20 protein-coding genes and 1 pseudogene are annotated in these 19,708 nt (G+C 70.4%); 8 read left to right on the plus strand and 13 right to left on the minus strand.

What is annotated here, in order from left to right:
- Positions 1–9: 9 nt before the first annotated feature.
- A complete protein-coding gene (locus CF165_RS39700; protein ID WP_093952735.1) occupies positions 10–864 on the minus strand; it encodes a formate/nitrite transporter family protein in 855 nt (284 codons plus the stop codon).
- A 311-nt stretch (positions 865–1,175) separates the two neighbouring features.
- On the opposite strand from CF165_RS39700, the gene CF165_RS39705 reads away from it, so the two are divergent.
- The gene (locus CF165_RS39705) at positions 1,176–1,439 is read left to right on the plus strand and encodes a hypothetical protein (protein ID WP_205661101.1); all 264 of its coding nucleotides are present in this window, start codon (positions 1,176–1,178) and stop codon (positions 1,437–1,439) included.
- 380 nt (positions 1,440–1,819) lie between these two features.
- Here the strand turns inward: CF165_RS39705 and CF165_RS39710 are convergent, their stop codons facing one another.
- Complete coding sequence (locus CF165_RS39710) at positions 1,820–1,957, minus strand: ANTAR domain-containing protein (protein ID WP_093952737.1); 138 nt, start codon at positions 1,955–1,957, stop codon at positions 1,820–1,822.
- A 120-nt stretch (positions 1,958–2,077) separates the two neighbouring features.
- Positions 2,078–2,239 (minus strand): hypothetical protein, encoded by a 162-nt coding sequence (locus CF165_RS51880; protein ID WP_167441715.1) that lies wholly within the window; start codon positions 2,237–2,239, stop codon positions 2,078–2,080.
- Between the two features lie 456 nt (positions 2,240–2,695).
- On the opposite strand from CF165_RS51880, the pseudogene CF165_RS51415 reads away from it, so the two are divergent.
- The 3 genes and pseudogenes from CF165_RS51415 to CF165_RS39720 form a co-directional block, all read left to right on the plus strand.
- Positions 2,696–2,862, plus strand: a pseudogene (locus tag CF165_RS51415) (IS3 family transposase); the annotation flags it as partial.
- Positions 2,863–3,361: 499 nt separating this feature from the next.
- The gene (locus CF165_RS51420) at positions 3,362–3,523 is read left to right on the plus strand and encodes a hypothetical protein (protein ID WP_158226896.1); all 162 of its coding nucleotides are present in this window, start codon (positions 3,362–3,364) and stop codon (positions 3,521–3,523) included.
- 125 nt (positions 3,524–3,648) lie between these two features.
- A complete protein-coding gene (locus tag CF165_RS39720) occupies positions 3,649–4,881 on the plus strand; it encodes a PP2C family protein-serine/threonine phosphatase (protein WP_093952762.1) in 1,233 nt (410 codons plus the stop codon).
- Positions 4,882–4,960: 79 nt separating this feature from the next.
- On the opposite strand, the gene CF165_RS39725 is transcribed toward CF165_RS39720, so the two are convergent.
- Positions 4,961–6,022, minus strand: coding sequence for a fatty acid desaturase family protein (locus CF165_RS39725; RefSeq protein WP_093952739.1), 1,062 nt, complete (start codon positions 6,020–6,022; stop codon positions 4,961–4,963).
- Between the two features lie 313 nt (positions 6,023–6,335).
- Between CF165_RS39725 and CF165_RS39730 the strand changes: the two genes are divergently transcribed.
- From CF165_RS39730 to CF165_RS39745, 4 genes are all read left to right on the plus strand, one after another.
- Positions 6,336–7,475 carry a serine hydrolase domain-containing protein gene (locus tag CF165_RS39730; protein WP_093952740.1) on the plus strand — a complete coding sequence of 380 codons (1,140 nt, stop codon included), beginning with the start codon at positions 6,336–6,338 and terminating at the stop codon, positions 7,473–7,475.
- A 267-nt stretch (positions 7,476–7,742) separates the two neighbouring features.
- Positions 7,743–8,180, plus strand: a complete 438-nt coding sequence (locus CF165_RS39735; RefSeq protein WP_093952741.1) for a DoxX family protein — start codon at positions 7,743–7,745, stop codon at positions 8,178–8,180.
- Complete coding sequence (locus CF165_RS39740) at positions 8,177–8,845, plus strand: NAD(P)-dependent oxidoreductase (protein WP_093952742.1); 669 nt, start codon at positions 8,177–8,179, stop codon at positions 8,843–8,845. Before CF165_RS39735 ends, CF165_RS39740 begins: the two co-directional genes overlap by 4 nt.
- A 245-nt stretch (positions 8,846–9,090) precedes the next feature.
- Complete coding sequence (locus tag CF165_RS39745; protein ID WP_093952743.1) at positions 9,091–10,071, plus strand: chemotaxis protein CheB; 981 nt, start codon at positions 9,091–9,093, stop codon at positions 10,069–10,071.
- Positions 10,072–10,138: 67 nt separating this feature from the next.
- On the opposite strand, the gene CF165_RS39750 is transcribed toward CF165_RS39745, so the two are convergent.
- The 9 genes from CF165_RS39750 to CF165_RS39790 all read right to left on the minus strand — a co-directional run.
- Positions 10,139–10,552, minus strand: a complete 414-nt coding sequence (locus CF165_RS39750; protein WP_093952744.1) for an STAS domain-containing protein — start codon at positions 10,550–10,552, stop codon at positions 10,139–10,141.
- A 175-nt stretch (positions 10,553–10,727) separates the two neighbouring features.
- Positions 10,728–11,510 carry an ATP-binding protein gene (locus CF165_RS39755; RefSeq protein ID WP_167441716.1) on the minus strand — a complete coding sequence of 261 codons (783 nt, stop codon included), beginning with the start codon at positions 11,508–11,510 and terminating at the stop codon, positions 10,728–10,730.
- Between the two features lie 137 nt (positions 11,511–11,647).
- Positions 11,648–13,501: a CheR family methyltransferase gene (locus CF165_RS39760; RefSeq protein WP_158226897.1), complete on the minus strand. Its 1,854-nt coding sequence runs from the start codon at positions 13,499–13,501 to the stop codon at positions 11,648–11,650.
- A gap of 26 nt (positions 13,502–13,527) precedes the next feature.
- Positions 13,528–14,262 (minus strand): ATP-binding protein, encoded by a 735-nt coding sequence (locus CF165_RS39765; protein ID WP_093952746.1) that lies wholly within the window; start codon positions 14,260–14,262, stop codon positions 13,528–13,530.
- Positions 14,263–14,276: 14 nt separating this feature from the next.
- Entirely contained in the window at positions 14,277–15,263 is a 987-nt protein-coding gene (locus CF165_RS39770; RefSeq protein WP_093952747.1) for a chemotaxis protein CheB, read from the minus strand.
- Positions 15,264–15,475: 212 nt separating this feature from the next.
- Positions 15,476–15,901, minus strand: a complete 426-nt coding sequence (locus CF165_RS39775) for a DUF2690 domain-containing protein (RefSeq protein ID WP_093952748.1) — start codon at positions 15,899–15,901, stop codon at positions 15,476–15,478.
- A gap of 138 nt (positions 15,902–16,039) precedes the next feature.
- Complete coding sequence (locus tag CF165_RS39780) at positions 16,040–17,815, minus strand: tetratricopeptide repeat protein (protein ID WP_143268777.1); 1,776 nt, start codon at positions 17,813–17,815, stop codon at positions 16,040–16,042.
- Positions 17,816–18,022: 207 nt separating this feature from the next.
- A complete protein-coding gene (locus CF165_RS39785; protein ID WP_093952750.1) occupies positions 18,023–19,084 on the minus strand; it encodes an esterase/lipase family protein in 1,062 nt (353 codons plus the stop codon).
- Positions 19,085–19,233: 149 nt separating this feature from the next.
- A partial coding sequence (locus CF165_RS39790; RefSeq protein ID WP_143268779.1) for an ATP-binding protein occupies positions 19,234–19,708 on the minus strand: 475 nt, incomplete at its 5' end.

Raw genomic sequence — 19,708 nt, forward strand, 5'->3', positions numbered from 1 at the left:
AGCAACCGGTCAGGTGGCCTCATCGTCGGCTTCTTCGCGGGCGTCGTCGTGCGCCTCTTCGACCCGGTGTGACACCCGGAGCAGCCGGATCGAGGTGACCAGGCCGACGCCGCCCAGGATGTTGCCCAGCGACGACCAGGCCAAAGCCACGGCCCAACCGCCCCAGGTGTAGTGCGCCGAGCCGCTCAGCAGGCCGGCGAACATGATGATCGAGTCGAGCACCGAGTGGAACAGCTGTGCTGCAACGAGCAGGAACGACATGGCGACCGCGGCGACGATCTTGACGCCCATGTCGTCGGTCGAGTGCTGCATCCGGGTCATCAGCGTGATCACCGCGCCGGCCAGCACGGCCAGCAGCAACGAGCGCCAGGAGATGCCCAGTGTGGCGTAGTGAAGACCGTTCGCAGCCGCGGTTTCGCGAAGTGCGGGCAGCGCGACGACGATCATGCCGGCCATCACGAAACCCCCGGCGAGGTTCGCGACCAGGGTGACCAGCCACAGCCGCAGCAACCGCAGCCAGGTACCCCTGCCGGACGCCAGCGCGGTGACCGGGACGAGGAAGTTTTCGGTGAACAGCTCGCTGCGCGCGAGCAGCAGCGCGATGAACCCGATGGTGAACGCGGCGGAAGCCAGCAGCGGCTGCCCGGTCTCGTGCTCGACGACCAGGTAGGCCAGCACTCCCACGGCGACGTCGACGCCGCCGAGCAGGCCGGTGGCCGCCAGCGGCAGCAGCGGGCGGCCGAGCCGGTCGCGGCCTTCGGCGACGATCCGGTCGAACGCTTCCTCGAGTTCCGGTTCGTCCCGGCTCCCGGCCGGTGACCGCACCGGCAGGGTCTCGTCCTGGTCGATCGATTCGCCTGGCATCCCATCTCCCACCCCGGCGGAAAACCCTTGTGCACTAGACGGCCTGCACGCCGGATGAGCGCTTACCCGAGAAGGTGAAAACTACTCGCCGGGAGGACACCCGCTCGGGTGAAAGTGGTGTGCCGCGTTGGTCGGAGCTTGAGAATTCACCTTGAGTTTATGGCTCCCACCCACGGGTACCTACTGTTCAGTAGGAACGGACGACAGACGCCCGTTTCGAGAGGAGAGCGACCATGACGAGTGCAGCACGCCCCGCAGGCCCCGTTCCCGGAGCGCAGCCCGTCCAGGGCGGTCCTCCTCCGGCAGGCAGGATGGCTGGACGACTCGGCGCCGACCGCCCGGCCGCGACCGAGACCAAACCGGCCTTCAAGACAACCGAGTTCTTCGTCTTCCTCGCCGGTGTCGTAGCCATTGTCATCACCGCGTTGACCGTCGATGGTGACGCGAGCACAGGCGGCGACCCGTTCAACGCCGAACAAGCACTTCGCTACATCACCTTCCTCGCGATCGGGTACATGATCAGCCGGGGCTTGGCCAAGGCGGGCGCTCGACAGCGCAGCGCCGACGATCACTGATTCGATCCGGGCCGCCAGGGGCCCGTTCCGTCTGAAGACCAACCTCTACGCGATGTTCCGGTTGTCGCGCTTGGGCGGGGAAGGAGAAACCGCTTCCGCTCGGCGAAGGGTGGGGGAGACCTGCGAGCGGAAGCGGTGGCCGAAGGGTCGGTACGGGGGTCGCCTCTCGGCGAGTGGCGCGACCCGGCTCCGGGGTGAACCGGGTTCCGGGAAGGCGGAAGGGGTGAGGCCCGGGGGACTCCGCCGTACCGACACCCGTTACAACGCGCGGCGCGGCGCGGTGTTCCCCTCCCTACGGCCGACGGGAGTGACGTGTGTCGCTCACAGCTGGGGCGCTCACCGGCCCCGGCACTTGCTCCGGTTCCGGCGCCGCCGGGTGATCACAGGTCGCGGCGGTGCTCGACGAGCCAGACGGCGACCTCGTGCGGCTTCGTGTTGCTGTGTTGGGAGGCGTCGACCAGCATCCGGAATGCTTGGACCGGATCGAGGTCGTGGCGCTGCATGAGGACGGTGACCATTGCGTCGATACGCCGGTCTCCACGGCTTCCCCGTTCGCGACCTCCGCTCTCCGATTTCGACCGGATCCCGGCCGGAAACGCCTGCGGAAACCGCTGCGTGGGAGCTGCCTGACTGACTGATCACGGCCTCGGCGCGCGTGGCCGGAAACTTCGCACACTCTCGATCCCGCCGTCGTAGTTGTGGATCACGTGCAGCGAGGTGTTGGAGGCGCGGACGCCGCCCTCGATCCGGTTCTTCCACCGGCCGTCTTCGAAGTAGGTGTGCACGTCGCCTTCGGCCATGGGAAGCCCCTTCGAATCGCTGGGAGGATCGGCGGCATTGGCGGGCCGGCGTTGTCCGGACGCTGAATCGCACGGCAGGCCTGGCAACCGGGCCGTCGTACCGCCGCGCCAGCCGGATTCTCCCGGCGGAGAAGATGACGACGGCCGAGCTGGGGTTTGAACTCGCGGCCACGCCCGATGGCGGGCCACCGGAGATCCGGGGTGTGGATACCCGGGCAACCGCGAACGAACCTTCAGGGGGAAGGGCGAGCGTGGTCACCGCGGCAGGTGAGCTCTCACCGCTCAGCTTGCCGAGCTGTTCGCTGATGAATGACCTCGCACGAGTTCGTCCAACGGCGGCATGACTTCATCGCGCAGATACCGGGCGGGAAGATGGTCGTGGACCATGATGTGGTCACCAAAGTAGGTGGCCAAGGACTTCGGGATTTCTGAGGGATGTCCGGCGAACTGGCTGCGCGGCGACTGCGTAAACGCAATCGGCTGCTGGAGCAGGAGAACGAAGTCCTGCGCAAGGTGGCCACCTACCTCGCGCAGGGCAATCTGCCGGGAAAACAGCCTTCCCGCTCGTCCGTGAACTGGTTGCGGCCGACGTCCTGATCGGGTTTCCGGCCGCGGTGACGTGCACCAGCGGCTTGAAACCGGCCGGCCCGGATGGCAATCGAAGTCTGGTTGTGCCGCTGACCTGTCCAGCCCCGTTCGATCTTTTTGACAGCCTGATGACGGCCTGGGGTTTACTCTCGAAAGTCCGGTTGCTCGTTCAGCCAACGATTGGGTGTTCTCACCCTCGGTAGTCGCACGGTTCAGCCAGCAGCCGGGCGGCTGCCCCGACTGCCGCGTGCGGTTCCTCCGGAGCCGGCTCACTCGACGGCACGCCGGCTCCGTGTTCCACACCCTTGCCGCCGGTAAGCGCCCCGGGTCGGAGCCCGACGGACGCAAGGTGACCTGTGCCGCCACAGGCGGCGCCTTGATCCCGTGGAGCCCGATTCGGCAGTGGCTGTGGTGGGCCCGGTCGTCGCTGGTGAGCCGGCGGCGGGCGACGCGGGTTCGCCACGGTCCGCGGTAAAGGAGTTGCCCAGCAGCGTCGAGAGTGCGAGCCCACTGGTCAGGCCGAACAACAGCGAGTTGCCGGAGAGACCGCCGGCGACCTCGACGCTGTGGCCGCTGCGCCGAGTCCGCGCCGGCGTTGTCTTCGTGCTGATCTTCCCGGCCATCGCGTCGCACGTGGAGTCGCACCTGGGTACGGTCGCGATGAGCTCGTGTTCGGGCATCGCGATCCGGCGGTGATCGCCTTGGCGTGGCGGTGGCGGTTCCTGACCGCCAGGCCGCGCTCGGGCCGCTGGTGGTCGCGGTGATGCTCTACGGCGCAGGGTGGATGATGTGGTTGAGGGGGCGAGTGGTCGGAGGTGGCCGTGGACGGTGGGGTGCTGGGACCGGGTGATGTGCTGGCGGCGGCCGAGAGTGCACCGCCGGTGGAATCGGTCGAGGTCGTGGCGCGCGACCTGGCGAAGCGGCTGGGCGCCTTTGACGTCTCCTTCCTGCTGGTCGACCTCGTCGAGGAACACCTGGTGCGCCTCACTTCGACCGCGCAGGATCCGGACGGGCGCGACCCGAAACCGGTCGATCTGCGGGACAGCGTCTACGAGCGGGTGCTGCGCACCCAGCGGCCGTCGCAGGCCCAGGACGACGGCGGGGTGCGGGTGGTGCTGCCGGTGACCAACCGCGGGGACTGCGTCGGTCTCCTGGAGGTGGCCGTGCCCTTCTGCGACGAGGAGGTGCTGGCCCAGCTGGGGCAGGCCGCGCACGCGCTGGCCTACGTCATCGTCACCGACCGCCGCTTCACCGACCGCTACCACACCGGCCGGCGCACCACTCCGATGAGCCTGGCCGCGGAGATCCAGCACCAGCTGCTGCCCACGGCACCCTGCTGCGAGGCGGCCCAGTTCACCATCGCCGGTGCCCTGGTGCCCGCCGACGACATCGGCGGCGACACCTACGACTACACCCTGGACCGCGACACCCTGCACCTGTCGATCACCGACGCCGCCGGGCACGACGTAGCCTCGGCCCTGACCGCGACCCTGCTGGTCGGCGCGCTGCGCGGCGCCCGCCGAGCCGGCCTCGACCTGCCAGAACAGGCAGGGCACGCCAACCAGGCCCTGCTCGACCACGGCGACGTGGCGCTGGCGACCGGGCTGCTGCTGCGCGTGGACCTGCACACCGGAGGGGTCGAACTGGTGAACGCCGGACATCCCGCGCCGCTGCTGCTGCGCGATGGTGTGGTCGAGCCGGTCGAGCTGGAGGCCGACCTGCTCTTCGGCGTCCGGCCGTACCGGTACCGGGTGCAACGGCTGGACCTGCGCCCCGGCGACCGGCTGGTCCTGCTCACCGACGGCATGTTCGAACGCGACGCCGCCGACGCCGACCTGCCCGCCCTGATCCACCAGTCCGGCGAACTGCACACCAGAGAGCTGGTCCGGGCCGCGACCAGAGCGGTGACGCACGCCTGCCACGGCCACCTGCAGGACGACGCCACCGTGCTCTGCCTGGACTGGCACGGGACCGAACGCACCCAACGCCAGGCCGACAACGGCGCCGACACCGGCACCGCCTCCCCACCGGGCACCCCCGACGAGCGAGGGTGACCGCCGGGCACCGCATCCGGGACACGGAGATGCTGACCTGCTGGACTCAAGGCAGCCCCTGGCGGGCCCGCGGCTACGTCTACCGGGTTACTCCGCGGGCAGGCGCGCTCTTCTCGCGGAGTGGCTCACTGGCGTCGTGCAGGTGCCGCAGGACGTAGTAGTACGTCTTCAACAGTCCACATTGGGCGTAGTCGATCCCGCGCCCGGCGCAGAACTCGCGGACCAGGGGTTGTGCGCGGCGCAGGTTGGCGCGCGGCATGGCGGGAAACAGGTGGTGCTCGATCTGGAAGTTGAGCCCGCCGAGCGCGAAGTCGACCCACCGGCCACCGCGGATGTTGCGGCTGGTGAGCACCTGCTTGCGCAGGAAATCGAGTTGCTTCTTGTCGGTGAAAGTCGGCATGCCCTTGTGGCCCGGCGCGAACGAGCAGCCCATGTAGACGCCCCACAGTCCTTGGTGCACGGCGATGAACGCGACCGCCACCGGCGGAGACAGCACCACGAACACCGCGGCGAGGTAGGCACCGAAGTGGACGGCCAGCGACACCGCCTCCAGCCGGCGTGCTTCGACCTCACCACGCCACACGGCCCGGATGCCGGCCCAGTGCAGGCTCAGCCCTTCCAGGAACAGCAACGGGAAGAACAACCACGCCTGGTGCTTGGACGTCCAGCGCACGAAACCGCTCTTCCCGGCCGACTGCCCCCGGGTGAAGGCGAGCAGCGGGATGTCGATGTCGGGGTCGTCGCCTTCGTGGTTGGGGTTGGCGTGGTGCCGGCTGTGCTTGCCCATCCACCAGCCGTAGCTCATGCCGACCAGGGCACCGAAGGCATAGCCGGCGCGGTCGTTGGCGCGCCCGGTGCGGAAGATCTGGTTGTGTCCCGCGTCGTGGCCGAGAAACGCGATCTGGGCGAACATCACCGCGAAGAAGACCGCCGTAACCAGCTGCCACCACGAATCGCCCAACACCGCGAACGCCACGCACCCGCCCACCAGTGCGAGCAGGGTCAGACTGATTTTCACCGCGTAGTAACCATGACGACGGTCGAGCAGACCTTCACTCCGCACGAGACGAGCCAGCTCACCGAAGTCGTTACGCGACCTGGCGCGGGCGCCCGCGTCCAGGTTCACCGGAGATGTAGCCATCCATGTCCTTCCGCGACTCTGCGTCGCCGGGAGTCGGGGCGACCACTCGACACAGATTCCCGTATGCGCGTGCACTAAACAAGATCAGCCGTCGAAATGACACCACGACGCCCTGACCGGCCGGGCGGTGCCGGGTCTCGGGCGGATGCTCCAGCAGGCAGGCGAACGGCACCTGGTGTTTCGGAGTTGGTGCGGTCGTCGCTGCCGACGAGCAGGTCGTGCAGGGGGACCGCCGGGGGTGGTCACACGGCCGGCGTCTCGTACGTCATGTCTCCGACGAATCGGCAACACGATGATCGGAGCGGCTCGAACAATGAGCGACATCGACGTTCACGGCACGGTGACCAGCGGTTTCGAGACGGTGCGCGAGGAATTCGCGGCCGCGGTCGGCGCGGAGGCCGGTGCACAGCTGGCGGTGTACGTGCACGGCCGTCAGGTGGTCGACCTGTGGGCAGGCGAGGAGGTGACCGGTGACACACTGACCGGGATCTATTCCTCGACCAAGGGCGCCGCGACCCTCGTGGTGGCTCTGCTGGTGCAGGACGGCGTGCTGGAGCTGGACCGCCCGGTCGCCCGCTACTGGCCGGAGTTCGCCGCGGCGGGCAAGGACCGGATCACCGTGCGGGACCTGCTCACCCACCGGTCCGGTGTGATCGGTGTCGACGGCGGGTTCACCGCCGCAGAACTCGCCGACGACCAGGTGATCGCGCGACGGCTGGCCGGGCAGCGGCCTTACTGGCGGCCGGGTTCGGCCTACGGCTACGGCGGGTTCGTGACGTTCGCGATGGTGGGCGAGGTGGTCCGCCGGGCCACGGGCCGGTCGCTGGGGGAGCACTTCGAACAGCGAGTGCGCGCGTCCTACGGGCTGGACCTGTACCTGGGGCTGCCGGAGACGCTGGAGGACCGGTACCGGGAGGTGCTGCCGGGGCTGGCCGACCCGGAGCAGGTCGCGGCGTTCTGGGCGAACGTCCCGGGGCCGCACAGCCTCACCGGGATCGGCTACGGCCTCAACTCCACCCCGCCCCTCGACCAGGTGGCCTTCCTCAACACCCGGCGGGTGCGCGCGCTCGGCCAGGCCTCGGCCGGTGGGGTGGGCAGCGCCCGGGCGCTGGCCGGGATGTACGCGGCCCTGGCCTTCGGCCTGGACGGACGGGCCCCGCTGCTCGAACCCGCCACACTGGGCGAGTTCACCATGCTCCACTCCACCGGCCGCGACCTGGTCACCGGCGAGGCGGGCCAGTACGCGCTGGGCTTCCAGGCCAAGGGCGCGCGCTACCCGTTCCTGAGCGCGAACGCCTTCGGCCACAACGGGTCCGCGGGCTCGGAAGCGTTCGCCGACCCGGTCGGCGGCATCGCCTTCGGCTACACCCGCCGCCGCTTCTCCTTCGACTGGTCCTATCCCGAACACGACCGGCTGGCCGCCGCGGTCCACCACGCGGCCACGGCCTCCTGAAGAGCCGACACGACTTCGCAGACCGAAGCCCGGGTTTTCCCGCGGTGGCCTGGCGTTGCCGGTGATCGCCGCCCTGCTCCTCCTCCGGTCACGCCCGGGTCCTCCGGCAAACCCGGGCAGCCCCGCGAACCGGTCGCCGGAGCCGGTTACCTCCACGGCCCGCCATCCGTCAGAGCAGTGACCACACCGAAGTCCGGAAAGGACAGCCGCACCATGACCAGCCACCGGGACCATCAAGGGCCCGTTCCCATCGAAAGGAAAGAACCCATGCCCACCCGAGTGTGGCCCCGACGGCTGCGCACCGCGTTCTACTGGTTCCTCGCCGCCGAATTCGCCTTGGGGGCCGTGACCAAGTTCTGGCCCGGCCCCACCTTCACCGGACCGGCCTACTCCGTCAAGTTCGCCGACTGGGGCTATCCGTCCTGGTTCCGGTTCGTCGTCGGCGCGATCGAACTGGTCTGCGCGGTGCTGCTCGTCGTCCCCGGCCGCCGGCCCCGGTTCCTCGCCGCCACGACCCTGGTCCTGCTGCTCACCGGTGCGGTCACCACCCACATCGTCAACCACGACGAGCTCTACCAGAGTGTCGCGGCACCCACCCACCTGGTCATCATGGCGGCCATCGGCCTGGCGAACTGGCCGGCGGACTGGCGTGACCTGCTGCGGAGGTCACCGCGGATTCCTTCGACGACCGGGGGTTCGTTGTGAAGCTCACGGTTTTCGGTGCGAGCGGCGGCATCGGCCGCCTCCTGCTCGAACAGGCCACCGCCGCCGGGCACGACGTCACCGCGGTGGTCCGCGACCCGGCGAAGGTGGCCGGGCACCCCGGGCGGGTCGTGTCCGCCGACCTGCTCACGGCCGCACCGGCGATTCTCGCCGGCGCCGTTTCCGGTGCGGACGCGGTCGTGTCCGCGGTCGGCCCGGCGAGCAACGCCACCGCCGGAGTCGCGTCCCAGGCCACCACGAAGATCATCCGGGCGATGCGTGAGGCCGGGGTCCGCCGCCTCGTCGTGGTCAGCGCCGCCCCGGTGGGCACGACTCCCGCGCCGGGGCGGCCTCAGCCGCCCCGGCGCGACCCCGGGGACCGGTTCTTCCTCGGCGCCGTGCTGTACCCCATCCTCAAGGCCTTCCTGCGCCCGCAGTACCGGGACCTGGCACTGATGGAGGACGCCCTGCGCGATAGCGGTCTGGACTGGACGGCGGTCCGGCCGGTGCAGCTGACCGGCAAACCGCCGACCGGCCGCTACCGCACCGCCCTCGACCGCAACCTCCCCGGCGGCCGGTACGTCACCCGCGCCGACGTCGCGGACTGTCTGCTGCGCGTCCTCGACCAGCCGGAAACCGCCGGGCACACCGTCGGCATCGCCGACTGACTCCGGCCGGGGCGCAGGTCCAGCCGTTGCACCCGGTACCGGTACGGCCGGACGCCGAAGAGCAGGTCGGCCTCCAGCTCGACCGGCTCGACCACACCATCGCGCAGCAGCAGCGGCACGGGATGTCCGGCGTTCACCAGTTCGCGCAAGACCACCGGCGAATCAGGAGGGGCAGCGGCGGGAAACCCCCGCGAAGGGGGGTTTGCCCGCCGTCGTTTGGGTACTCCCATCGGGAGGAGGCTCCCATGACAGTCCGGCCGCGTGACGTGGTCGTCGCCGGTGCTTCGGCCGGCGGTGTCGAAGCCCTGCGGGCCATGGTCGCCCAGCTGCCCCACGACCTTCCGGCCGCCGTCCTCGTCGCGCTGCACATGCCGTCCGGAGGCACGAGCGCCCTGCCCGCGATCCTCGACCGTGCGGGCCCCCTGCCGGCCCAGGCCGCGCGCAACGGCGAACCGCTGGAACACGGGCGCGTCTACGTCGCCCGGCCGGACCACCATCTGCTGGTGTCCGACGGTACCGTCGCCCTCTCCCACGGGCCCACCGAGAACGGGCACCGCCCCGCGATCAACGCCTTGTTCCGCTCGGCGGCGGTCGCGAGGGGTGCGGCGGTGACAGGCGTGCTGCTCAGCGGGGTGCTCGACGACGGGGTGGCGGGGTTGCAGGCGATCGCCGGACGGGGCGGCCGGGTGGTGATCCAGGACCCCCGGGATGCCCTGTACCCGAGCATGCCGGAACACGCGCTGCAGGCACTGACCCCCGACCACGTGGTGGCGGCGGCCGGGATCGGCGAGGTGCTCGCCAAGCTCACTCTCGAGCAGGCCGAGACGGCTTCCGAGCCCGCGCCGGAGTCGCTGCGGTGGGAGAACGAGATCGCGAGCGCGCGACGCTTCGGAGAGGGGATGAGTCCCTTGGGCGGCCCCTCGGAGTTCGCGTGCCCGGACTGCCACGGCGTGCTCGCCGACATCGACCACGGCGTCCGCTACCGCTGCCGGGTCGGGCACGCCTGGACGGCCGAAGCGCTGGTCGCCGCCCAAGGGGACGCCGTCGAGCACGCCCTGTGGACCGGCATGCGCGCCCTCGAGGAAAAGGCCTCACTGTGCCGCCGGCTGGCCGCGCTGGCCTGGGAACGCCGCAGCGACCAGATCGCCGAGCGGTACGAGGCCCAGGCGCGCGAGACGATCGAGGCCGCCGAGGTACTCAGGCGCCAGGTGCTCGATCGCGGCTGAGGGCGCCGCGTACCGCCGGCCGACCGCAGGAACCGGAGGACCCACGACAAGCTCCGCCTTACCGGATTCACCCCGCCGGCGAAGGCGAAAAGCCTGGTTCCGCCATCGTGAGCCAGTCCTCGGCCGCCGCGAGGTCGGGGTGCAGCGGCACCAGGTGGCCGAGGCCGAGCGCCGAGATCGGCCGCGCCACGGCGCGCCTGGTGCTGACGACCGCGCAGGGAATGCCCTCCGCCCGGGCGTGGCTGTGGGTGTCCAGCAGGACCCGGACGATCCCGGCCGAGCAGAAGTCCACCCGGGACAGGTCCACGATCAAAACGTGGGGCCGGAGCAGGATTTCCTGGGTCAGGCATTCGTGCAGGCGCTGGGCGACCGCGTTGTCGAGCTCACCGGTCGCGGCGACGACCGCGCGCTCGCGGGTGGTGGTCACGGTCAGCGTCACCGTGGCCGGAGGACGCTGCGCGGGAAACTTTCCGGTGGACATGACCGTCGGCCTCCTCCTATGGCGACGAAGGCAGACGCCGGCGGGGTCACCGGACAGTGCCTGTTTTCCGCCGGGCCGGAGCTCGGCGGGCTGAAGGCGGCTGGCGAGCTGAACCGCCTTTTCCGACCGTACTCGTCCCACCCTGACACGGTCGAGAAGGGCACGCCTCACCCTTTCAGGGGGATCGCGGTCCTTCTCCGGAACCGGCCGTGGTGATTCCGCGGACGTCCTGGGAAACGCGCAGGGTGGCCCAGACGACCTTTCCGCCGCCCCACGATCCGCTACAGCCCCAGACGCGGGCCAACCGGGCCACGAGCATGAGGCCGAGACCGGGTCCTGTCGCCGTCTGCCGCTCGCGCAGTTCGGCAGGGCGGGGGTCGTCGTCGGAGACGGCGATCGTGCAGATACCGCGGCGGAGGTCGATGCGGACTTCGGGGTGGGAGCGGGTGTACCGCAGCGTGTTCTCCACGAACTCGGTCACGACGATGCGCGCGTCGTCGACGAGTTCCGGGATGGCCCACGCCTGGCACACTTCGGTGACGAACCGGCGGGCGAGGGCCGCGGTCGTGTCGGCGCGCGGGAACTCCCGGACCGCTCGCCGGCGCACCGGGTCGCCGAACTCTCGCTCGGCTTCGGCCGCGTCCCGGTGCACCCGTGCGTAGCGCGCTACCGGCGAACGCCGGAGCAGTGCGGCCTGGTCCGGTCGCCGGGTGACGAGCGCGAACGGGATTCCCGGCCAGTCGCCCAGCCGCATGGCCACGAGTGCGAAGACACTGAGCTGCGCGTCGCCGGCGAAACCGAGCCCGGAGACGTCGGCGATCAGGCCGTCGGGCGCCACGGTGGCGGCCTTGAGCAGGCCGTCGCGCACGGTCGGGTGAGATCGCAGGTCGAGGATGCCGGTCAGGGTGAGCACCGTCGAGCGTGACCGCTGGGTGAGTTCCAGGTGGACTTCAGCCATGACCCTCGCCTTTCCGCAGCCGCAGGACACGGCCGTAGCGTTACGCCAGGGGAGTGGCACGTCGTCTGACTGGTTCAGGGTAACCCGTCCTGGCCGATATATGCCTGGAGTGCCCCGGCCGTTCACGCGTGCCGGGCTCAGGGCGTCTGCGGCGTCTCCTCCATGAGCAGGAGGGCGCCCTGGCTCTGACCGTTCGCCGCGCGCAGGGAACTGCACACGAGCCGGACCGTCGCGGTCCGGCCCCGCCGGTTGATCGCGTTCAGGCTCAGCTCGGTGTGGAAGCCGGGCTCGGCGAGCGCATCCCGCACCGCCGGCCGCAGCTCCGCGAGCTGCAGCCCGATGTCGAGGTTGAGGAGGTGGGCGCCTTCGGCCTCCTCGCGCCGCACACCCCAGAGATCCTCCGCGCCGCGGTTCCACGCTTTGATCCGCATTTCGGCGTCGACCACGATGATCCCGGCCTGGATCGAGGTCAGCACGGACTCGAGGAAGTCGTTCAGCTCGTCGAGCTCGACGCTGCGGTCGCGCAGGGCGTCGTTGATGGTCTGCAGCTCGTCGTTGGTCGACTGCAGCTCCTCGTTCATCGTCTCGAGCTCTTCGTTGGTGGACTGGAGCTCTTCGTTCGTGGTCTCCAGCTCCTCCACGGTGGACTGGAGTTCCTCGTTGGTGGTCTCCAGCTCCTCATTGGTCGACTGGAGCTCCTCGTAGGCCGACTCGAGCTGGCGGTTGCTGTGCTCGAGTTCGGTGAGCAGCTGCCGCGCCCAGCTGACGTCGTGGAACACCACCGAGACGCCGAGCAGGCTCTTGTCCCGGTTCACCAGCGGATTGACGTGGACTTCGTACCACGCGACGTCGCCGGCCCGCCGCCATTCGACGTCCTTGATCCGCAGTGAGCGGCGTTCGAGCCGGGCCTGCTCGACGTAGGGGCGCAACGCGACCGGCCGGTAGGAGACGTCGAGATCCCACAGGCTGCGGCCGACGTCCCGCTCGGAGAGGCCGAAGGCGATCTCCGCCTGCTGGTTGACCAGGGCGACGACCTCGTCCGCCGTCACGACCACCTGGGCGACCGGGCTCGCGGAGAAGGCACTCTCGCGGAGCTCTTCCAGGCCGGACACGTCGATCGGCCGGCGGGTGGGCAGGCCGGGCGTGACGAAGTGGCTGTAGCCGGCGGGCGTGCCGGCGGCCTTGCGGAACAGCCGCCGCTTGAGGTCGAGGGGTTCGAAGATGCGGGTGTGGCTGAGCAGCATCTCGGCCTTGCCGAGGAACAGCAGGCCCCGGGCGGCCAGCGCGAAGTGGAACCGTTCGAGGATCTTGGTCTGCGTCTCGGCGTTGAAGTACATCAGCGTGTTGCGGCAGACGAGCAGGTCGATCCGCGAGATCGGGGCGTCCTGCACCAGGTCGTTGCGGCCGAAGATGACCGACCGGCGCAGGTCCTTGCGGAAGCAGTACCGGCTGCCTTGGAGCTCGAAGTACTCCTCGAGCTTCGCCTCCGGCAGGCCTTCGACCTCGGCGGCCGTGTAGGCCGCGTGCCGGGCCTGGGCGAGGGCCTCTTCGTCGACGTCGGTGGCGTAGATCTTGACGCGCTGGCGGAACGCCTCGACGCCGATCGCGTCGGCGAACGCGATCGCGAGGCTGTAGGCCTCCTGGCCCCCGGCGCAGCCGGCGCTCCACACGCGGATCGGTTCCTCCGGGCTGCGTTCGGCGAGCAGCGCCGGAATGGCGTGCTCGCGCAGGAACTCCCAGGCCTCCGGGTCGCGGAAGAAACCGGTGACGTTGATCAGGATGGTGTTGAACAGGGCCGCGAACTCGTCCGCGTTGACCTGCAGCTGGTCGATGTAGTCGACGTAGTTGTCGATGCCGACCTGGTTCATCCGGCGCAGGACCCGCCGGCGCAGGCTGCTGCGCTTGTAGCCGGTGAAGTCGAAGCCCCTCGACTCCTTGAGGTAGGCGAGCACCGACTCGAACTCGTCGTCTTCCAGGCCGGGATCCGTCACGCCCCGACACGCTACCCGGCGTCGCGTCACCCGGCGTGCCGGGCCAGCACGGCCCACACGACCTTCCCACCGCCCCACGACCGGCTGCAGCCCCAGGTTCGCGCGGTCTGCGCGACCAGCCGCAGCCCGAGGCCCGGTTCGGCTACGCCGAGGCGTTCGAGCAGTACGGCCGGCCGTGGGTCGTCGTCGCTCACCGCCACGCTGAACACGCCGCGGCGCAGCTCCAGCCGCAGCCGCGGGGAGGACCCGGTGTGCCGGACGGCGTTCTCGACCAGCTCCGTCACGACCAGCTGGGCGTCCTCGACGTATCCGGGCACCGCCCACTCCGCGCAGACCTCGCCGACGAACCGTCGCGCCACCCCCGAGGCGAGCGGCGACGGGGCCAGTTGCCGCACGGCCCGCCGCCGCGGCGCCCGGTCGCGCGCTTCTTCGGCAGCGGCCACGTCGGGGTGCACGGCGACGAACCGGTCGATCACCTGCTCCTTCAACCCGGCCCGGTGGTCGGCGCGATCGGAAACCAGCGAGAAGGAGACACCCGGCCAGTCGCTGATCCGCATGGCGATCGTGGAGAACACGCTCAGCAGCTTGGCGTCCTCGACGTCGAGACCGCGGATGTCGGCGATCAGGCATCCGGGAGCGTCCGTGGCGAACTTCAACACGCCGTCCCGCAGCCGGGGGTACGTCGCCAGCGTCAGTGCGCCGGTCGCGGTCACCACGGTCGACGTGGCCCGGAACTCCGGGGCAAGCCGCACACCGGTCATGGCTTTGCCTCTGCTTAGGGATCGAGCGACAACAGGAACCGGCGAAGTGTCTCAGCGGCGGTCACGCACTCTCGCGCGGTGTCGGCGTAGCGGCGGACGATGTGGGCGTGCCCGCGGGCTTCGGCGTCGCGCTTCATCCGCCCGGCGATCTCTCCCTTTTCTTCGAGCGAGCGCAACGCCGTCCACAGGGCTCGTTCGAACTCGGTGCCACGCGCCGCGAGCAGGGCTTCGGCCGTCCAGGCGTGGCCGACGCGGCAGCGGTAGTGCCCCGGCTCGTCGCCGCTTTCGAGAAGGGGTCCGTGGCAGTCCGGGCAGGTGTAGCCCGAGGCCGGCGCGGCCTTCGCCGACGGGCTCCGCTGGACCCCGTCCCGCGCGATCCGGTCCTCGAGGAGCAGAGCCGGTGAGGGCGGCGGTAACGGAACCGGTTCCACCCGCTGTCGCACGAGCTGGTCGATGACCTTGCCGAGCACCTCGGCCGGGTACACGTGCCCGGTCGGGACACGGGCCAGCGCGCTTTCCGGCATGCCCGGATAAAGCGCGTCCGCCGGATCCTGCACGACGGCGAGGCCACCGCGTTCGACGACCGTGCAGAGGCCGCCGGCCCCGTCGTGGAGCGTGCCCGACAGCACCACGCCGATCACCCGCGGCCCGGCCGCGAGCGCGGCCGAGCGGAAGGTGACGTTGACCGCCGGGCGGTGTCCGTTTTCCGTCGGGCCGCGGGTCAAGGCCAGTGTGTCGCCGTCGAGCAGCACGTGGTGGTCGGGCGGCGCCACATGGATGACGCCGGGGGTCAGCGACGCGCCGTCCGTGGCCGGGACCGCGCGCAGCAGGCCCGCCCGGCCGAGGATCTGCGGCAGGGCGGTGGGGGCGGCCGGGGCCAGGTGCAGCACCACCAGGACGGCGGCGGGGAAGTCGGCGGGCAGCCGCCGGACCACCCCGCGCAGGGCTTCCACCCCGCCCGCGGAGGCGCCGATCACCACCACGTCACGCTGGAAGGTCACGGCTCACCTCCTGGGCCCGTTCTCTCACGGTAGTCGTGTCGTCCCGGTTCGGGGTAACCGCTCCGGCGACGCTTCGTACCAACGCCCCTTTCAGGGCGCCTGTGCCCAGGGCCGCCGCACTGGGTGAGGTGCCCAGGGCACCGCCGCACGCCTCGGTGCTTGGCAGGCCGGCTCAGCAGCCCTCGGAGCAGTGGGAAATCATCTCCGTGATCTCAGCAGCCACCGATGTAGGGCGTGACGTACCAGAGCGCGGGGTTCGCCCCATCGAATATGGTCACCTCGGCCTGCATGTGGTAATTGCACTCGTAGAGTTGGTTGCTGTAGGCCACGGTCGGCGCATCCCACAATTGGCTCGCGCAGCCATTGCCTGAGTGATCTCCGCAGGACTGGTTGTCTTCCTGCCTGTGTACCCACACCGCAAAGCGGAAACCGGAACGGCTCGGAAGGAACCTGCCCCAGTTGGTCAAGCAGGTTTCGGACCACCTCAGCTCGAGCGTGCCGTATGGCGTCCGGACGGTGGCCCCGTCCGCGGTGACGGCACTGCCCGAGCACCCCGCGGCGGCCGGATCGAGGCCGTCGCCCGGCTGGTTCAGGCTCATGGTCGTGGCCGACGACGAGGCCGGGGAAATCGCCGCCACCGCGTCGAGCGCCGACGCCGAACCGGCGGACAGTGTTCCGGCAGCCAGGGCCGTAACCCGACCACGGCCATTTTCAGTGCGACGCGCATTCCTTCTCCTCACATCTTCGTGATCTCGGTCGTCACGATGGAAACACGATCACCCTCGGAATTCTCCGTCCGTACCGTCCGGGCGATCGAATCCGTCCCGTTCACCTTCACGGGCACCGCCCCGATTCGGGGTCTGCGCATCGCGGTCGCTCCCGGCGTCGTGGAGCGTGGCCACGAGTTCGATCGCCCGGGCCTGCCGCAGCGGGTCGTTCTGGTTCTTGAACAGCAAGGCGGACAACCGCAGGTGTTCGGCCGCTTCGGTCGGTTTGCCCAGGGCGGTTGCCGTGATGCCCAAGCCGTAACGGGCGAGGGCTTGGCCCCATTCGTCGTGGCCGTCTCGGAAGTGCGCAAGGGCGAGATGGTGTCCGGCCGCGTCGGTGTGCCGTCCGGTGTCGGAGAGGGCGAACCCGAGGCGGGTTCTGGCCAGGCCCGTGCTGCGGACCGCGCCGATGGACTCGAAGATCGCGATCGCTTGCTCGTGCCCCGCGACTGCTTCGGGGTACCGGCCGAGGGCGCGCAGAGCCAAGGCGAGCCGGTTGATGCTGCTGGCCTCGTCCCAGTGCTGGTGGTGCTTGCCGTTGAGGTGGATAGCGGTTTCCAGATGTGGTACCGCCTCCGCTGCGCGGTCGAGCGCGATCAGGGTGGCTCCCAGCCGGTAGTGGGAGGTCGCCTGCTCCATTTCGTCACCGTTGGCCATGGCCAAGGTCAGCGCACGTTCGGAGCAGCCGGCCGCTTCAGCGAAGCGGCCCAATTCCCGCAGCGCCAGGCCGAGGCAGTTGAGGGCGAAGATTTCCTGCTGGGTGTCGCCGAGCTCGCGGGCCAGCGTGAGGCCGTGTTCGCCGAGCTCGCGCATCGACTCCCATTGGTAGCGCAGGTCGAGGGACGCCGCCGGCCACTGGGCGAGGCGGGCCGCGGCGATCCGGATCGCGAGCGGCAGCAGGCCGCAGTGCCGCACGATCTCGGCCGCGGCCGCGGGCTCGGCCAGCACCCGGGCCGCTCCGACGATCGCGGCGAACAGCTCGACCGCGGCCGGTGAGCGCAGGCCTGTCAGCGAGAGGTGATGTGCGGACTCCAGGCCGGCCAAGGGGCTCCTGCTGGTGATGACCACGGTGTTCCGGGCTCCGGCCGGGAGCAGGGGCCGGACTTGGTCTTCGTCCGCGGCGTCGTCGAGCAGCAGCAGCGCGCGGCGGGAGTACAGCTCCGCACGCAGCAACGCCGACCGGTCGTCGCGTTCGGCCGGGATCGCGGCGGCGCGCACGCCGCTGCCGTGCAGCAAGCGACCGAGCGCCGCGACCGGATCCAGGGGCGGGCGTGCCGTGCCGCGCAGATCGACGTAGAGCAGGGCGTCCGGGTAACGGCCGGCCAGCCGGTGCGCGAGGTGCACCGCGATACTCGTCTTGCCCGCCCCGGGCGGTCCCGAGATCACGATCAACGAGGGCGCCTGGCCGGAGCGGTGATCGAGCAGCGACTCCAGTTCCGCCAGTTCCCAGTCCCGGCCGGCGAAATCGGCGAGGTCGGCCGGAAACGGCACGGCCCGCGCCGGCGGTGCCGAATGCTCCGGCGTGACCGACTGCGCCCGGCGGACGTGCACAGCCTGCCACAACCGGCGCAGCTCTCCAGCCGTGTCGCCGAACACCTCCTCACAGGCGGAGAGCAGGTCGGCGGGCAGCAGCCGCCTGCCGGATTCGTAGTCGACCAGGCCGCTGTGCCCGCTCAGCCCCAACTGCCGGGCCAGCGCCCGCAGGGACAATCCCGCCTCGAGCCGGCGACGGCGCAGCGTCGCGCCGAACACTTCCAAGCGTTCACGCTCGTGTGATTCACCCACGCTACTGAGCGAACCAGAGAACCGCAGCCACACGAATACGCTGAACGCACTCACGAGTTGACCGGAAGAGGCCGGCGCCGGCCGCGGCAAGACCGTGGAGATCGTCGCGCTCGACGCCGACAGCGCGCCGGCACGGCAAGCTTTCCGGAGAACTCGCCGGCAGCCACTGACCGGCGAACGGCACTCGAAGGCAGCTTCCCGACCCGGCTACCCGCTGATCGCTCCCGCGGGAACATCGTCGGTGCGCAACCAATCGAGCAACGTCTCGTAGACGCTGTCGTCGCGAAGCAGAGCGAAGTGGTTCAGCCCGCCGAGCCAGGCGGTGTCGGCGTCCTCGGTCAGGTCTCCGGGCCGGACCGGGGGCACGAGAAGGTCACCCAGCAGACGGCCCCAAGTGCTGCCCTCGGTGCGGGACAGCGTCGCTGACACGAACAGCCGGCGAAGGCCGCTGGGTGAGGCCCGTTCGAGCGGCCGGCCGTCGTCCGGGTCGTCAGCCCATTGGTGCTGGTGGACGTAGCCGTGGGCGAGGTCTTGGATGCCGTCGCTGCGCAGCGCGAGCAATCGGGCCAGGGGAGCCAGCGGCGACTTGCGGAGCAAACCCGCGAACTGGGCGACGCGCCGTTCCAGCGGTGCACCGCTGTGCGGGGTGCCCAGGCACACCAGCCGCGTCACCAAGGGAAGCCACGCCAGGTCTTGTTCTTGAGCGCGGTAGAGCGCGCTCCTCGCGACGAGACCGCCCATGGAGTGTCCGATGAGGACGATGTCGGTGACGGGGACCGGCCAGGCGGCCACCAGCCGGGACAGCAGGGCGACGAGGTCATCGCCGTTGTCGGACACGTGGCGACCCGAGTTGTACCGCACGTACACGGGGCTGGCACCCACGTCGGTGGCCAGGCGCGCGCCGAAGTCGCCGGCCGAGGTGGTCCCGCGGAACCAGCTGCGCTCGGTCTCGACGAGGCCGTGCAGGAAGACCACCAGGTTGCCCGTCGCGCCCGGGAAGGCCGCGGCGAGTGATCGGTGGTCGAGCCCGACCGGCCGCCGCCCGGCCCGGACGGTCATCTCCTCACCGGTCCGCCGCCCGGCCGCCGGCAGGCGTCCACCGAACATTCCGGCGGCGACACCGGCGACGTGGTGCCCGGCGGCCGACTCGAGGACCGAACCGGCCCAGAGATCTTGTACCGGTAGTGCCGGCAGCCGAAAGGCCGCCACAGCCGTGGCAGCCAGGCCGCTCGCCACGTCGCCCAGTCTTGGTATGGCCGTTTCCGTCATTGTGCTTCTTCCGTCTCGCGTCACCGCGGGAGCGGCTGTAGGTCGGATTACCCACCGGGGGTGTCTTTACGCGAGACGGCGACGTGACCTCCGGCGCACGGTGTCGGCGAGCTGGCATCGCTCACCAGCTGCGCGCACCCGTGGACCGATCACCCGAACAGCTGGAAGTGGACGCGCGTGGTGGTGCTGCCGGTGCCTGTGTGCAGCCGCACCAGGTCGGACATGTGATTGACGAGCAACAGGCCGCGCTGCCGGTGCTGGCCGGGGGAGACCGGGTGCCGGCCGGCCAGCGGGTCGGTCAGGGTGCCCTGGTCGCGGACCTCGTAGACGAGGTGGCCGTCGGCGATCCAGATCCGGAGCCGGCCGGTGCCGCCGCCGTGGTCGATGCTGTTGGTCACCAGTTCGGTGACGACCAGTTCGGCGTCGGCGGTCCGGTCGTCGGTCAGGCCCGCCCGCAGAGCGTGCGTGCGTGCGAGCAACCGGGCCTGGGCCAGATTGGTGGCGTCGACGACGAGCTCGACGGCGTCGGCCGGTTCCGGAAGCGGCCGGTTGTAGCCGGTGATGATCCGCTCGGGGTCGTAGGCGGCGCTGGTGCGCCGGCCGGTGCCGTCGATCAGCAGCGGG

This window comes from Amycolatopsis vastitatis, from assembly GCF_002234595.1.
Classification (GTDB): domain Bacteria; phylum Actinomycetota; class Actinomycetes; order Mycobacteriales; family Pseudonocardiaceae; genus Amycolatopsis; species Amycolatopsis vastitatis.